This window comes from Ruania halotolerans (genome assembly GCF_021049285.1).
In the GTDB taxonomy this organism is placed as follows: Bacteria; Actinomycetota; Actinomycetes; order Actinomycetales; family Beutenbergiaceae; genus Ruania; species Ruania halotolerans.
Genome location: NZ_CP088017.1, coordinates 3,943,337 through 3,956,431 on the forward strand (window position 1 = coordinate 3,943,337; position 13,095 = coordinate 3,956,431).

Sequence of the window (13,095 nt, forward strand, 5' to 3'; positions counted from 1 at the left end):
GATGAGTCGACCTGTCGTCGTCATCACCGGCGGCTCGGCCGGGATCGGCCGGGCGGTCGGTGAACGCCTGCACCGGGCCGGGTACCAGGTGGTGAGCCTGTCCCGACAGGCCACCGACCCCGAGTCGGGGTGGGTGCCGGACGTCCAGTACGAGGTGGATGTGGCCGATTCTGACGGCGTCGCTCAGGTCGCAGCGCAGATGCTGTCCGAGCAGGGCCGGGTGGATGCCCTGGTCACGTGCGCGGGGACGGTCACCCGGGGCGACCTCATCGAGACCTCAGCCGACCAGGCGGAGCGGCAGATCGCCGTCAATCTGCTCGGGACGATGAACGCCTGCCGGGCCTTCGCCCCGGCGCTGCGGGCACCTCGGGGCGCCATCGTCACCCTGAGCTCCTCGATCGCAGCCAACCCGCAGGCGTCGGTGAGCGCGTACGCGGCCGCGAAGGGCGGGGTGGAGTCCTTCAGCCGTGCGCTGGCGCTGGAGCTGGCGCCGGTGCGGGTGAACGTGGTGCGCCCCTCGCTCGTGGACACCGGTATCTGGGTCAGCGGCGGTCTGGACCCCGACGCCTACGAAGCCCTCATCGCCACCCGCGGCGCCGAGTACCCCCTCGGCCGGGTGGGACGCCCGGAAGATGTGGCGGCCGCCGTCGCCTTCCTGCTCTCGGCAGAGGCCAGTTGGATCACCGGCACCGTGCTCCCGGTGGACGGTGGCGCCGACCTGATCGGCCGCTGACGGACCGCGGTCCCCTCGTCGATGCAGCACTGGTGACGCCGCGAGTGCGGCCGATATCGGCTAAATCTCACCTGGTGAGCGAGATTGGCCGCACTCGCGAGATGGGGTCAGGCGGAGGCGACCGCCGTGCTGTACAGCCCCCGCGCCACGGCAAGCTTCTTCCCGTCGCCGTTGGTGACCACCGCGTCAGCCACCCCGAGCGACCGCCCGCGCCGCACCACGGTGCCGGTCGCCAGCAGCCGGTCCCCCGGCCGGGCCGGGCGCAGGTAGTCCACCCGCAGGTCGATCGTGGGCAGCCCGACCCCGAGCTCGGTCACCAGCGCGAAGTCTCCGGCCACATCGAGCAGCGTCGCGAGAATCCCGCCGTGCACGTAGCTGCCGTCGACGTCGGCGGTCAGCTCGTCGCGGCAGTCCATCGCGATCTCCACCTCACCGGGCGCCGCCCGCACCAGCTCGAGCCCGAGCCACCGGTGGTAGGCGGGGGTGGTGAGCAGCCGCTCGACGGTCTCGCTGTCCACCAGAGATGTCTCGGTCATGTGCTCTCCTCCGTCTGCACGTTCTGCTGCACGTTCTCCTGCGCCCCGCCCTGCACGTTCTCCTGGGCCAGCGCACTCAACCGGGCGTAGTCCACCTTCCCGGTCCCACCCAGCGGCAGCTCATCGAGGAACCACACGCGCCGCGGGTGCGCGTGCGCCGCCCCCTGAGCGAGCGCGTACTGCTTCACCTCGTCCTCGGTCAGCCCCTCACCCACCACGAACGCCGCCGGCACCTGCCCCTTGCGCTCGTGCGGGATCGGCACCACCGCCGCCTGCCCCACTCCGGGCATCGTGCGCAGCAGCTTCTCCACCTCCAGCGGGTACACGTTCTCCCCGCCCACATTCATCATGTCGTCCGCGCGGCCCAAGACCCGCAGGTAGCCGTCGGCGTCCGCCACAGCGAGGTCGCCCGTGCGCAGCCAGCCATCCGGGGAGATCCGCTCCGCCGACACCTCCGGCAGCCGGTGGTACCCGGCGGTCACGCCGGGGTTGCGCACCCACAGCTCCCCCACCTCGCCCACGGGAAGATCACGGGCCTGGGCGAGCTGCGCCGTCGGAAGATCGGGATCGAGCACCCGCACCTCACAGCCCGGCAGCGGCAGCCCGGCCCGCCCGTAACGCGGCGAATCGGTGCGCGGGTTCATCAGCACCTGCGGCCCGCCCTCGGTGAGCCCGTACGCCTCGATCACCGGCACGCCGAGCCCCGCGGCGAACCGCTGCCCGAGCGCATCCGAGAGCGGCGCCGACCCGCAGATCACGAACCGCAGCGAGCTCAGGTCGTGCCGGAGGTGTTCCCCGCTCGCCAGCAGCATCTCGTACGTCGCCGGCACCCCGGTGGTGTAGGTGCATCGGTGCTCGGCCACTTCGGCCGGTATCCCCGCGGGGTCGGGCCGGCGTCCGATCACGATCGTGCCGCCCACCAGCAGCAACGGCTTGACCACGCAGATCATCGCGTTCTTGTGATAGAGCGGCGCGGTAATCAGGCCTCGGTCGTCGCCGGCGAGTTCCCACACCCGCGCCACCGTGCTCGCGTTCCACGTCTGCCCGGCGTGCGTGAGCAGGCATCCCTTCGGGTTGCCGGTGGATCCGGAGGTGTAGGGCTGCAGGCAGATGTCCCCGGGCCGCACAGGTTCGGGCCCGTCAGCCCCCGACGGCGGAGCATGCGTGCCATCAGCATCTCGCCACCCGTCCGTGGCCGCCTGGAGCATGGGCACCTCGGCTGGTACCGCTAGCTCGGCGGCCCGGGCGGACAGCGGGTCGTGGGTCAGCAGCACCCGGGGTTCGGCGTCGGCCATCACATGCTCGAGCGAGGCTCGCCCGGCGCGGGTGTTGAGGGGGACGGCGACGGCACCGATCCAGATCGTGGCGAGCAGCGCCTCGACGAACCGGTGATCGTTGCCGAACAGCAACGCCACCCGGTCACCTGGCCCGACCCCGAGGCCACGCAAGGTCGCTGCGGTGGTGCGGACCGCCGTCGTGAGCTGACGGTAGCTGACCACCTGCGCACCCTGCAGGATCGCGGGCCGGCCGGGGTGATCGGGGGCGCCGGCGAGGAGGCGGACGGCGAGATTGCCGGCGAGGTGGGTCTCATCGCCGTGCGGGCCTGCAGCCCATGGAGTGCCGACAGCGCCGCCGGGGGTCTCGCCCTGCGTCACAGGGTGATCACCACCTTGCCGATCACGGCACGGTCCTCCAGCAGCTGCTCGGCCTCGCGGATCTGATCCAATGTGAACGTGCGGTCGATCACCGGCTCCAGATCCCCGGAGGCCACCATCGCCAGCAAGGCTTCGAGGTCCTCCCGGCGCCAGCCGTTACTGCCGCGGATGTCGAGCTCGCGTACCCACACGTATGGCTGGAACTGGGTGACCTCGTAGCCGCTGGTGGCGCCGCAGGTGACCACGCGCCCGCCGGCCTTCGTGGCGCGGATGGAGGACTGCCAGGTTGCGGCGCCGGTGTTGTCGACCATGAGGTCCACGCCCTGCTTACCGGTGGCTTTCCAGATCTGCGCACCCCAGTCCTCGGCGCTGGAGTCGATCACGATGTCGGCGCCGAGCTCGGTGAGACGCTCGCGCTTCTCGGCCGAGCTGGCACAGGCGATCACGGTGGCACCGACGGCCTTGGCGATCAGCACGGCACCGGTACCCAGACCGCCCGCGGCACCAAGGATGGCCACGGTCTCCCCGGCCTGCAGCCCGCCGCGGGTGATGAGCTGGCGGCGGGCGGTGCCGTAGGCGATCGGGAGGGCAGCGGCGCGCACGTAGTCGACACCCTCGGGTAGCGCGATGATGTTGGTGGCCGGGACGGCGGCGTACTCGGCCAGCCCGCCCTGCATGTCCTCACCGAGCGCCTTGCCGCCGACGAGCGGGTCGATGAGGATGCGCTGGCCGGCCTCGAGGCCGGTCACGTCGGAGCCGACGGCGGCGATCTCCCCGGCGATGTCCCCGCCGGAGATATGCGGCAGCGGCAGATGCTGACCGGCCACGCCCTTGCGCACGAAGACGTCCAGGTGGTTCAGCGAGCAGGCGCGCACCCGGACGAGTACATCGCCGGCGCCGACCCCGGGCACCGGGTGCTCCCCGACGATGCGGCCCTCGGGTCCGCCGCGCTCGACGATGAGCGCCGCGCGCATGGTCTCGGACTGGCTGGGCGCCTCGGGCATCACGATTCCTCTCGTTCCGGGGCACTGCGCTGATGCTGCGCCGTGCTGGTTTCACTTTCTCACGTCCCGAATGCGTGCCGTCGAGGCTGCACGCGGGCCGATAGTCTGGCGGCCATGACGGCGATCGATCACCTGGTGTACGCCGGGCCGGACCTGCAGGCGCTCGTGCGAGAGGTCGCCGAGCTGACTGGCGTCGAGCCCGTCGATGGTGGCCGCCATGAGGGACGCGGCACCGCCAACGCCCTCCTTGGGCTGGGCGAGGGGCGCTACCTGGAACTACTCGGACCCGATCCGGACCAGGGCGAGCCCGACCGGCCGCGTCCGTTGCGGGTCGACGAGGTCAGCACGGCGACGATGGTCGGCTGGGCCGTCAACCTCGGCGGGGCCGGCCGTGACATCGAGGCGCTGGTCACCTCGTCCCGAGCCGATGGCTACGATCCCGGCGCCGTGGCCCCGATGAGTCGCCGAACCGCCGACGGCGACCTGCTGGCGTGGCGTTTGACCCCACCCGAGGGCGGACTCGGCGGGGCGATCCCCTTCCTCATCGACTGGGGTTCCACCCCGCACCCGTCCGCCGGCCTGCCCTCGGTGGAGCTGACCGATCTGCGCCTGGAGCACCCCGAGCCAGAGGTGGTACGCGCGGCCCTGACGGCCGTGGACGCCGTCGAGCTGGTGCAGGTGAGCCCTGGTGCGCGGTTACGGATCGTGGCCGCGCTGCGGACGCCGCGGGGCGTCGTCACGCTGGGATGAACACGAGAGCGTGCGGAACATCGCGGGTGCCGCGGGAGTTGACCGAGGAGGACCCGACCAGGAGGTACATATGACTGACACCGGCGAGATCACGCACACTCCCGGCTCCGAGACGGCGATACTCGCCGGTGGGTGCTTCTGGGGAATGCAGGACTTGATCCGCAGGCAGCCGGGCGTGCTGAGTACCCGGGTCGGCTACACCGGCGGATCGAATTCGCACGCCACCTACCGCCACCACCCCGGGCACGCCGAGGCCGTCGAGATCGTCTTCGATCCGGACCAGACCACCTACCGGGACGTGCTCGCGTTCTTCTTCCAGATCCACGATCCGAGCACCCTGAATCGCCAGGGCAATGACGTCGGAAGCAGTTACCGCTCGGCGATCTTCCCCCTCTCGCCCGAGCAGGAGCAGACAGCCCGGGAGACCATCGCGGATGTGGACGCCTCGGGCCTGTGGCCGGGCAAGGCGGTCACGACCATCGAGCCGGCCGCACCGTTCTGGGAAGCTGAACCCGAGCACCAGGACTATCTGCAGCGGATTCCGCACGGGTACACCTGCCACTTCCCCCGCGCCGGATGGGTGCTCCCGAGACGAAACACCCCGACGGCGTAACTCACGTGCGCGCTCACGGACCGCCTGGCCTTCGCTAGGGTGACGGGCGTCCCGATCAAGGAGTCGCTCCGTGTCCGCCACCAGTACTGCGCCGCCGTTCCAGACGTGGTTTCCCGACGCCCCGTTCGATGCCACGCATGGATATCAGCTGGAGTCGTTACTTGCCATTGAGGCGCCGGTGGAGCCAGGACGTTTCGACGTCTTCTGGCGTGACCTGTATGCCGATGCAGCCCAGGTGGCACCCGAGCCGGAGCTGACGCCCTCCTCGATGGCCGGCAGTCACGAGATGCACCGGGTCACCCTCACCGCGCTCGGTAACGTGCGCATCGGCGGATGGGTGGCGTTGCCGAAAGAACGCACGCCTCGTGTGGGCGTGATCTACAGCCACGGGTACGGCGGCCGGGAAGAGCCCGAGCTCGCCGGGATGCCGGCCGATGCCGCGGTGATCTTCCCGGTGGCGCGCGGCCTCCCGACGGCCAGCCTGATGCCTGAGCTCGGCAGTACCGCGCACACGCACGTGCTCGAGGGCATCGGATCGATCCATACGTACGTGCTGGGTGGGTGTGCCGCAGACGTCTGGGCGAGCGCGACCGCACTCCAGGAGATCGTCGGTGTCGAGCTGCCCCTGGCGTTCGTCGGAGCCAGTTTCGGCGGCGGCCAGGGCGCACTCGCGGTGCCGTGGGACGATCGGTTCGAGGCTGCCGCGCTCAAGGTGCCCAGCTTCGGCAACTACGACCTGCGGCTCGAACTCCCGTGCACCGGAAGCGGTGCGGCTGTGCGCGAATACGTCGATGCCCACCCTCAGGCGCGGGAAGTGTTGCGCTACTTCGACGCCGCCACCGCTGCCACGCGGCTGCAGATCCCGACACTCATGGCGTGCGCACTGTGGGACCCCTCCGTACCGCCGGCCGGACAGTTCGCGGTGCACAACGCGGCACGTGCGGCCACCGGCGACGCGGCCCGGCTGCAGGTGCTCAGCGCGGGGCATGCCGAGTACCCCGGCGATACCCAGGAGAACGTGGTCTGGCTACGCGGCGTTCGCGAGTTGATCGACGCGGTCAGGCGATAGGGCGGCACGTCACGGCAGGCCAGCGAACGCTCGGTGCACGGACGCTTCCACGCGCGGACCCAAGGGTCTGAAGGGCTCCACCTCCACAGCGGCCTGGGCGGTGCGGCCACGGCGCCACAGCCCGATCACTCGCCCGCCCTTGACGATGGTGGCGCGGAAGACCCCGTTCCCGCCGGGCACCAGGCGGTCCAGCTGGTCCGGTGGCACCGCGAAGGTGCGATCGCCGTACCCGAGCATGAACTCGTCGAATCCGGGTAACAGCATCAGGCGGCGCGCCTCCTGCCGGTACTCGGTGAGCAGATCCGGCAGGCCCGGATGGAGGAGATACGTCTCGCCGGCCGCCTCCAGACGCTCCACCCGGTCTGCCGTCCTGGAGAGTGAGGCACGGATCATTCCAAGCGGGAGCCCGAGCCAGCGAGCCGCATCCCGCTCGGTGACAGGCCCGTGGCTGTCGACGTATCGGAGGAGCCATTCGTCCAGCCCGTCCTCGACATCGAGGGTGCGCCGGTCAGGGATCCAGTCACGGCAGCGCACCACCAGCTGCTCAGTTCCGGACAACGGGCCAAGGACCAACTCACCGGCCCGGCAGAAGAGTCCGAGCAGGTGCACCGCGCTCTGCCGGTCCGCGAGTAGCCCGGCCTCCTGCCACTGCGCGAAGAGCTCCGTGCGAGTGGCCGATCGGCCATCGAGGGTTCGGGTGGCGATCTCCAGAGCGCGAGCCCGGACGATCTCATCGATCCCGAGGTCTGCGTGCCGCTTGGCCGCGGCGGCGTCCGTCCGAGGCCCGGTGATCGCGGTCATCCACTGCGCATCCTCGGCCGGAACCAGGTGCAGCGTGCCGCGCATCGACCAGGTGCGCACAATCGCACCGGCATCGAGGGCGTCGCGGACGTCCTCGCAGGTCCCGCCGGTGCGCAGCGCGATCGAGGTGAGCGCCCCGGGCAAGTCCTGCGCCTGCACGGCGCCCAGGTGGCGCACGGCCTCAGCAGGGCTCGCCGGACGAGGCCCAGCCAACCCCAGGGCGAGGAGTCGTAGCAAAGGAAGATCGTGGGTCCACGCCATCGGGCCAGTATCACCTGCCCCACCGACAATCGATCGGAGCATCACCGGTCAGGACGTTCCCGCCTGGTAGCGGCACAATGACACGCGTGAACTCCCCGCATGCAGACGTCATCACGATCCCCACCGAGTCCGGCGATCTTCCCATCCACCGGTGGCTCCCACCGGGCGGCACCGGCCCGGGTGTTCTGGTGCTGCAGGAAATCTTCGGCGTGAGCGCGTACATCCGCAGCCGCTGCGCGGACCTCGCCACGGCGGGATACGTGGTGTACGCCCCGGAGCTCTACCATCGCCTCCCGGATTCGGCGGTGGACGAGGAGGATGTGGAGCGCGGTGTCGAGCTGGCCCAGCAGCTGCCCTGGGACGCGGCACTCGCCGATGCCCACGCCTGTCTGGATGCGCTGCGCGCCGCGGAACAGCACAGCGCCGAACAGAAGGGGGCCGATCAGGGCAGTGGTGACCAGAGCAGGGCCAACCAGAACAGTGCCGACCAGAGCAGTGCCAACCAGACCACAGGGAAGGTGGCCGTGCTCGGGTTCTGCTACGGCGGCGGGCTCGCCTTCAACCTCGCGGCGCAGAACTCACCGGATGCCCTGGTCAGTTACTACGGCTCGGCCCTGCCCGGACTGCTTTCGCTCGCTCCTCAGGTGCAGGCCCCGAGCCTGCACCACTTCGGCACGGCCGACTCCTACATCCCCGCCGAGATGGTCGAGACGATCCGCGAGGCGGTCACCGCCACCAACAACCAGGTGGAGTTCTTCACCTACGACGGCGCAGGTCACGCCTTCGACAATCCGTCACCGTTGTTCCATCACGGCCAGGCCTCCGCCGAGGCGTGGCAGCGCACGCTCACCTTTCTCGCCGCACACCTGCGCTAGCCACCTCGCGCCCCCGCCTGCCCGCCTGCCGCCTGCCCGCCTGCCCGCCTGCCCGCCTGCCATCGGCTACGGCACCAAGAGCCACCGCCCGCGTTGCCCACCCGCGCTCACCCTCTGGTAGGCCTGTGCCGCGTCGGTGAGCGGGCGGGTCCCTGCCACGCGTATCGCGAGCTCGCCGGAGGCGCTGCGGGCGAGCAGGTCGGCGAGCATCTCCGGGGCAGGCTGGACGAACACGTCCTGGCTCGCGATGCCCCGGGTCGGTGGTGTCGGCGCGATCGGCAGGACGCCGACGAACGCTCCACCATCGCGTACGGCAATGATCGCCTCCTCCCGCAGCGCGGCCGCATCGAAGACTGCGTCAACGGAGCCCGCGGGGATCGCGGTGACCATGTCGTCGGCACCCGCGGCGCGGACGAACTCTTCGTCTGCCTCACGGGCCAGTGCAACAACCTGCCAGCCGGCCGTTGCCGCGAGCGCTACGGCATAGCCACCCACCGCACCCGCCGCTCCCGTGACGAGCAGGCGGCGCCCCGCCGCCGGACCGAGCAGCGCGAGTGCCTGGGCCGCGGTGAGCGCATTCAGGGGGATCGAGGCAGCGGCAACCGGGTCCAGCCCATCGGGCAACACAGCGGCCCAGTCCTCCTCCAGGAGCACCTGCTCGGCGTGTGCGCGTGAGCGTGCGCTCAGATCTGGATGGATCGCGGCGATCACATCCCCCACGGCGAACCGCGTGACGCCACTACCGACCTCACGCACCACCCCGGTGACGTCCCAACCGAGCCCCACTGGTCCAGTGAGGCCCACTGCCTCGCGGGCGGCCCCGGAGGCGATGGCGAGGTCGAATGGATTCACTGCGGAGGCGATCAGGTCCACGACGATCTGCCCGGCACCGGCCCGCGGGCTGGAAAGGTATTCCACCACCGGTTCGGTGGCTGCGGGACGGGAGGTCACGGTGGTGATCATGTTGGAGGCCATGGGCCGATTCCTTTCGAAGAACACGTGCTTGCCGCTCCAGGATCGAGCGGTTACTCTCCATTGGGAAGTAGGCACTTCGAAGTCGGTCACGCACCCGGAGGTACCCATGGTCACGATGACGGCGCACGATCGGCGCGAACTCGATCGCGAGGCGTTCGATGCATATCTGAGCGCGTGCCCGAGCCGCCAGCTGCTGGACCGGATCAGCAACAAGTGGGTCACGCTGGTGATCTGTGCCCTCGGTGACGAGGGCACGATGCGCTACTCGGAGATCTCACGGCGGCTCGCCGGGGTCAGCCAGAAGATGCTCACCCAGACCCTGCGGTCACTGGAGCGCGACGGCCTCGTCATGCGGGAGGTGACGCCTTCAGTTCCTGTGCGGGTGGACTACTCCCTCACCGCACTCGGGGACTCCCTGCTGGAGACGATTCAGCACGTCAAGCGCTGGGCCGAGCAGCACATGGTCGGAGTCGAGGAGGCCCGGCTGCGCTACGACCAACGCGCTGCCGGTTGAGCCCAGCCAAGCGCGTGGGCACTGCTCCCGGGCGGTGCTGCTCACTCCCCGCCGCTTCTTCACTCCTCGCGCGAGGCATCCTTCGCCATCCGCCGCATCATCGCGTTGTACGCCTCGAGCTCGGCACCGGAGTCCCGGTCCGCCGCACGATCGACCCGTGTGGCCTCCCGCTGATCGCTGCGCGCCCACATGATCGCCACGCCGATCGCGAGCGCCAATGACGGGATCTCCCCGATCCCCCAGGTGATCTCACCACCGGTCTCCTGATCAGCCAGCGCATCGACCCCCCATGGCAGCCCGAGCGCGCCGAAGTAGTCGGCGGCGAGCAGTGTGGACATCGAGATGATCGCGATGCCGAAGAATGCGTGGAAGGCCATCGTCGCGAACAGCAGCACCAGGCGGAGCGGGTAGATCGGACGCCGCGGGCCGGGATCGACTCCCACCAGCACGTTCACGAAGACGTATCCGGCCAGGCTGAAGTGCACCACCATCGCGATGTGCCCGATGTGGGTGGTCAGTGCGAGTTCGAACAGCGGGGTGAAGTAGAAGACGATCATCGAACCGGCGAAGTTCACGGCCGCGATCACCGGGTGCGAGGCGAAGCGCGCCCACCGGGAGTGCACAATCGCGAGCAGCCACTCCCGCGGCCCGCGGGAGCCGTCGGCACGTGACCCCAGCGCCCGCAACGCCAGCGTCACCGGAGCGCCGAGGACGAACAGGATCGGCAGCACCATCACCATGGTCATGTGCTGGACCATGTGCGCGGAGAACATCAGCCGCCCATACACGGCCGCACCACCCAGGTTCACGTACGCGAATCCGGCGGTGCCAAGCAGCCAGACCACCGTGCGCCCCACTGGCCAGGAGTCCCCCCGGCGCCGCAGCCGCAGCACCCAGCGCAGGTACACGACGGCGAGGGTCACCGCGAGGAAGGCGAACAGCAGGTCCGGGGTACTTTCGGTGAACCACCGGGCCACGGTGGGCTCAGGCGGGACTGGCTGCTGGGAGAGTTCCTCTGCCGGGCTGAGATTGGGCTGTGGCTCCTGCGGCACCGGCGGTCCGGTATCCGCCAGTGCCACCGCCACCCCCATGACGGCGCCCATCACCAGTACCTCAACGGCGGCCAGCCGCCAGAACGCCCCGGGCGCTCCGCCGTCGGGCCGGGGCTGAAGGCGAGGGATTGTCCGTACCCGGTGCACGTAGCCGATCACCCCGAGAATGGTGAAGATCGCGATCTTCACCAGCAGCAGGCTCCCGTAGGCGCCGAGGAAGCCATCCCAGCCGCCGAGCCGGATCCAGGCGTTGGCCCCGCCGGAGACGCCCACGCCCACGAAGCACCACACCGCGAGCGCGGAGTACCGGGTGGCGGCGCTGGCCAGATCGCGGCCGAGGCGAGGTGCGCTCACGCACAACACGGCCAGCCCGCCCACCCAGACGGCGGCGAACAGCAGGTGCCCGAACATCCCGGACATTCCCAGCTCGTGGTTCGCGCTCCCGGAGGCATGTCCGGAGGTGGCGATCGGGATCAGCACCGAGCCCGCGAGCACGGCGGCCACCACCGCGGTGCCGTACCCGGCCACGGCCACACAGGCGATCGAGGCCAGCGCGGCGAGCACGGCCGCCACCAGCGCGGCCCGGCCGGTGGAGATCTCGGTCAGGTAGAACGCGAGCTCCGCGCCGAACCCGGCGCCGCCGATCGGCCGGCCGGCCACCGTGGCGTATCCGAAGATGAGGTCGAGCACCATGGCCACCGCCCATACCGGGCCGGCCACCATCACCGCGCGGGAGGCGATCCGCCACCCGGAGCCATCGGCCGCGGTGCGGGGGGCTCGCTTCGCCCCGTTCGCCACCGTGCGCTGCGGAGGGGGGAAGGCGAACAGCAGCAGGGCGAGACCGCCCAGTGTCACAGATGCCCCGAGTTGCCAGGCCACCGTGAGCAGCGGGCGCCCCCAGCGCACGATGGCGCCGGCGTCGGCGAGTTCGGTGGGGCCGGCAGCTCCGGAGAAGGCGAGGCCGAGAAGAGAGACGAGCATCGCCGTCGGCGCCAGTGCCCAGACCGCCCGACTCGCTCGCCGGGCCGCACCCGGGGCGGAGCGGGCGGCAGCGTCGGTCTGAGCAGGCACGAGCCGAGCCTAATCGCCCCGCTGCTTCACGAGAGATACGCGGACGGCGCCGATGGGCAGTCCTACCCAGGTCGGGCGGAGCTCTTGTCAGGTCTGACTGGCATAATCGCCCACGCACTTGCCATCGCCTCAGAGTGGGAGATCATGTCCAGTCCCGTTGCCGCACACTTGGCGCCGTCGACGTCAACGATCTCCTACGACGATATCCAGCGTGCCGCCGAACGGCTCGCGCATGTCAGCCGCGTGTTCGACCAGCGCATCGTCGGCCAGCACGGACTGCGCACCGCGTTGGTGAGCTGCCTGCTCGCCGGCGGGCATGTGCTGCTGGAGTCGGTGCCCGGCCTGGCGAAGACCACTGCGGCGCAGACTCTTGCCGATTCGGTCTCCGGCACCTTCCACCGCATCCAGTGCACTCCGGACCTGATGCCGAACGACATCGTCGGCACCCAGATCTACAACTACGCCACCGGCGAGTTCTCCACCCAGCTCGGGCCGGTGCACGCCAACCTGGTGCTGCTCGATGAGATCAACCGATCCTCGGCGAAGACCCAGTCGGCGATGCTCGAGGCGATGCAGGAGAAGCAGACCTCCATCGGCGGCGAGGTCTTCCCGCTGCCGAAGCCGTTCATGGTGCTCGCCACCCAGAACCCGATCGAGGAAGAAGGCACGTACGTCCTCCCCGAGGCGCAGATGGACCGGTTCCTGATGAAGGAGGTGCTCACCTACCCGGCGCCCGATGAGGAACTGGACATCCTCGAACGGATCCAGTCCGGTGCGATGAGCGCTCCGCTGACGGCGCAGCCGATCTCCATCGGCGATGTCGAGTTCCTGCAGCGCCTCGTGCGCGAGGTGTACGTGGACACCTCGATCAAGCAGTACATCGTGGCGATCATCAACACCACTCGTGGTGGGGGCCCGCGGCCGCTGCCGAACCTGAACCAGCATGTGCGGGTGGGCGCCAGCCCTCGCGGTGGGATCGCCCTGATGCAGATCGCTCAGGCGCTCGCCCTGCAGGCGGGCCGGTCCTATGTGGTGCCGGACGACGTCAAACTGCTGCGGCACTCGGTGTTGCGGCACCGCATCGTGCGCACCTACGACGCGCTCGCGAACAATGTGGCGCCGGAATCGCTCATTGACGCGGTATTCGCGGCCGTTCCCAGCCCGTGACCGTTGACGCCTGAGCGCC

At 70.0% G+C, this 13,095-nt stretch carries 13 protein-coding genes; 7 read left to right on the forward strand and 6 right to left on the reverse strand.

The features are described 5' to 3' along the window. The first annotated feature begins 1 nt into the window (after position 1). Complete coding sequence (locus LQF10_RS17830) at positions 2-733, forward strand: SDR family NAD(P)-dependent oxidoreductase (RefSeq protein WP_231065152.1); 732 nt, start codon at positions 2-4, stop codon at positions 731-733. Positions 734-840: 107 nt separating this feature from the next. Here LQF10_RS17830 and LQF10_RS17835 read toward each other — a convergent pair whose 3' ends face one another. The 3 genes from LQF10_RS17835 to LQF10_RS17845 are packed head-to-tail and all read right to left on the reverse strand — an operon-like array spanning position 841 to position 3,928. Continuing rightward, positions 841-1,269, reverse strand: coding sequence for a PaaI family thioesterase (locus LQF10_RS17835; RefSeq protein ID WP_231065153.1), 429 nt, complete (start codon positions 1,267-1,269; stop codon positions 841-843). After that, positions 1,266-2,924 (reverse strand): class I adenylate-forming enzyme family protein, encoded by a 1,659-nt coding sequence (locus LQF10_RS17840; protein WP_231065154.1) that lies wholly within the window; start codon positions 2,922-2,924, stop codon positions 1,266-1,268. The genes LQF10_RS17835 and LQF10_RS17840 overlap by 4 nt, the downstream gene beginning before the upstream one ends. After that, positions 2,921-3,928, reverse strand: a complete 1,008-nt coding sequence (locus LQF10_RS17845) for a zinc-binding dehydrogenase (protein WP_231065155.1) — start codon at positions 3,926-3,928, stop codon at positions 2,921-2,923. The genes LQF10_RS17840 and LQF10_RS17845 overlap by 4 nt, the downstream gene beginning before the upstream one ends. A gap of 114 nt (positions 3,929-4,042) precedes the next feature. Between LQF10_RS17845 and LQF10_RS17850 the strand changes: the two genes are divergently transcribed. The 3 genes from LQF10_RS17850 to LQF10_RS17860 all read left to right on the forward strand — a co-directional run bounded on the left by LQF10_RS17850 (position 4,043) and on the right by LQF10_RS17860 (position 6,360). Continuing rightward, positions 4,043-4,678: a VOC family protein gene (locus LQF10_RS17850; protein WP_231065156.1), complete on the forward strand. Its 636-nt coding sequence runs from the start codon at positions 4,043-4,045 to the stop codon at positions 4,676-4,678. Between the two features lie 70 nt (positions 4,679-4,748). Beyond that, positions 4,749-5,291, forward strand: a complete 543-nt coding sequence (gene msrA, locus LQF10_RS17855) for a peptide-methionine (S)-S-oxide reductase MsrA (protein ID WP_231065157.1) — start codon at positions 4,749-4,751, stop codon at positions 5,289-5,291. Between the two features lie 70 nt (positions 5,292-5,361). After that, positions 5,362-6,360 (forward strand): acetylxylan esterase, encoded by a 999-nt coding sequence (locus LQF10_RS17860; protein ID WP_231065158.1) that lies wholly within the window; start codon positions 5,362-5,364, stop codon positions 6,358-6,360. Between the two features lie 9 nt (positions 6,361-6,369). Here the strand turns inward: LQF10_RS17860 and LQF10_RS17865 are convergent, their stop codons facing one another. Beyond that, positions 6,370-7,422: a winged helix DNA-binding domain-containing protein gene (locus tag LQF10_RS17865; RefSeq protein ID WP_231065159.1), complete on the reverse strand. Its 1,053-nt coding sequence runs from the start codon at positions 7,420-7,422 to the stop codon at positions 6,370-6,372. Between the two features lie 86 nt (positions 7,423-7,508). Between LQF10_RS17865 and LQF10_RS17870 the strand changes: the two genes are divergently transcribed. After that, entirely contained in the window at positions 7,509-8,297 is a 789-nt protein-coding gene (locus LQF10_RS17870; RefSeq protein ID WP_231065160.1) for a dienelactone hydrolase family protein, read from the forward strand. Between the two features lie 66 nt (positions 8,298-8,363). On the opposite strand, the gene LQF10_RS17875 is transcribed toward LQF10_RS17870, so the two are convergent. Continuing rightward, on the reverse strand, positions 8,364-9,272 hold the full coding sequence (locus LQF10_RS17875) for an alcohol dehydrogenase catalytic domain-containing protein (protein ID WP_231065161.1): 909 nt from the start codon (positions 9,270-9,272) through the stop codon (positions 8,364-8,366). 106 nt (positions 9,273-9,378) lie between these two features. On the opposite strand from LQF10_RS17875, the gene LQF10_RS17880 reads away from it, so the two are divergent. Next, positions 9,379-9,786, forward strand: a complete 408-nt coding sequence (locus LQF10_RS17880; RefSeq protein ID WP_231065162.1) for a winged helix-turn-helix transcriptional regulator — start codon at positions 9,379-9,381, stop codon at positions 9,784-9,786. A 59-nt stretch (positions 9,787-9,845) separates the two neighbouring features. Here LQF10_RS17880 and LQF10_RS17885 read toward each other — a convergent pair whose 3' ends face one another. After that, positions 9,846-11,909 carry a bifunctional copper resistance protein CopD/cytochrome c oxidase assembly protein gene (locus LQF10_RS17885; RefSeq protein ID WP_231065163.1) on the reverse strand — a complete coding sequence of 688 codons (2,064 nt, stop codon included), beginning with the start codon at positions 11,907-11,909 and terminating at the stop codon, positions 9,846-9,848. A 144-nt stretch (positions 11,910-12,053) separates the two neighbouring features. On the opposite strand from LQF10_RS17885, the gene LQF10_RS17890 reads away from it, so the two are divergent. After that, on the forward strand, positions 12,054-13,076 hold the full coding sequence (locus LQF10_RS17890) for an AAA family ATPase (protein WP_231065164.1): 1,023 nt from the start codon (positions 12,054-12,056) through the stop codon (positions 13,074-13,076). Positions 13,077-13,095 lie beyond the last annotated feature (19 nt).

Coding starts and splice junctions, on each gene's coding strand:
- LQF10_RS17845 (WP_231065155.1), bottom strand. CDS start 3,928: ATGCCCGAGGCGCCCAGCCAGTCCGAGACCATGCGCGCGGCGCTCATC.
- LQF10_RS17830 (WP_231065152.1), top strand. CDS start 2: ATGAGTCGACCTGTCGTCGTCATCACCGGCGGCTCGGCCGGGATCGGC.
- LQF10_RS17835 (WP_231065153.1), bottom strand. CDS start 1,269: ATGACCGAGACATCTCTGGTGGACAGCGAGACCGTCGAGCGGCTGCTC.
- LQF10_RS17890 (WP_231065164.1), top strand. CDS start 12,054: ATGTCCAGTCCCGTTGCCGCACACTTGGCGCCGTCGACGTCAACGATC.
- LQF10_RS17865 (WP_231065159.1), bottom strand. CDS start 7,422: ATGGCGTGGACCCACGATCTTCCTTTGCTACGACTCCTCGCCCTGGGG.
- msrA (WP_231065157.1), top strand. CDS start 4,749: ATGACTGACACCGGCGAGATCACGCACACTCCCGGCTCCGAGACGGCG.
- LQF10_RS17850 (WP_231065156.1), top strand. CDS start 4,043: ATGACGGCGATCGATCACCTGGTGTACGCCGGGCCGGACCTGCAGGCG.
- LQF10_RS17875 (WP_231065161.1), bottom strand. CDS start 9,272: ATGGCCTCCAACATGATCACCACCGTGACCTCCCGTCCCGCAGCCACC.
- LQF10_RS17880 (WP_231065162.1), top strand. CDS start 9,379: ATGGTCACGATGACGGCGCACGATCGGCGCGAACTCGATCGCGAGGCG.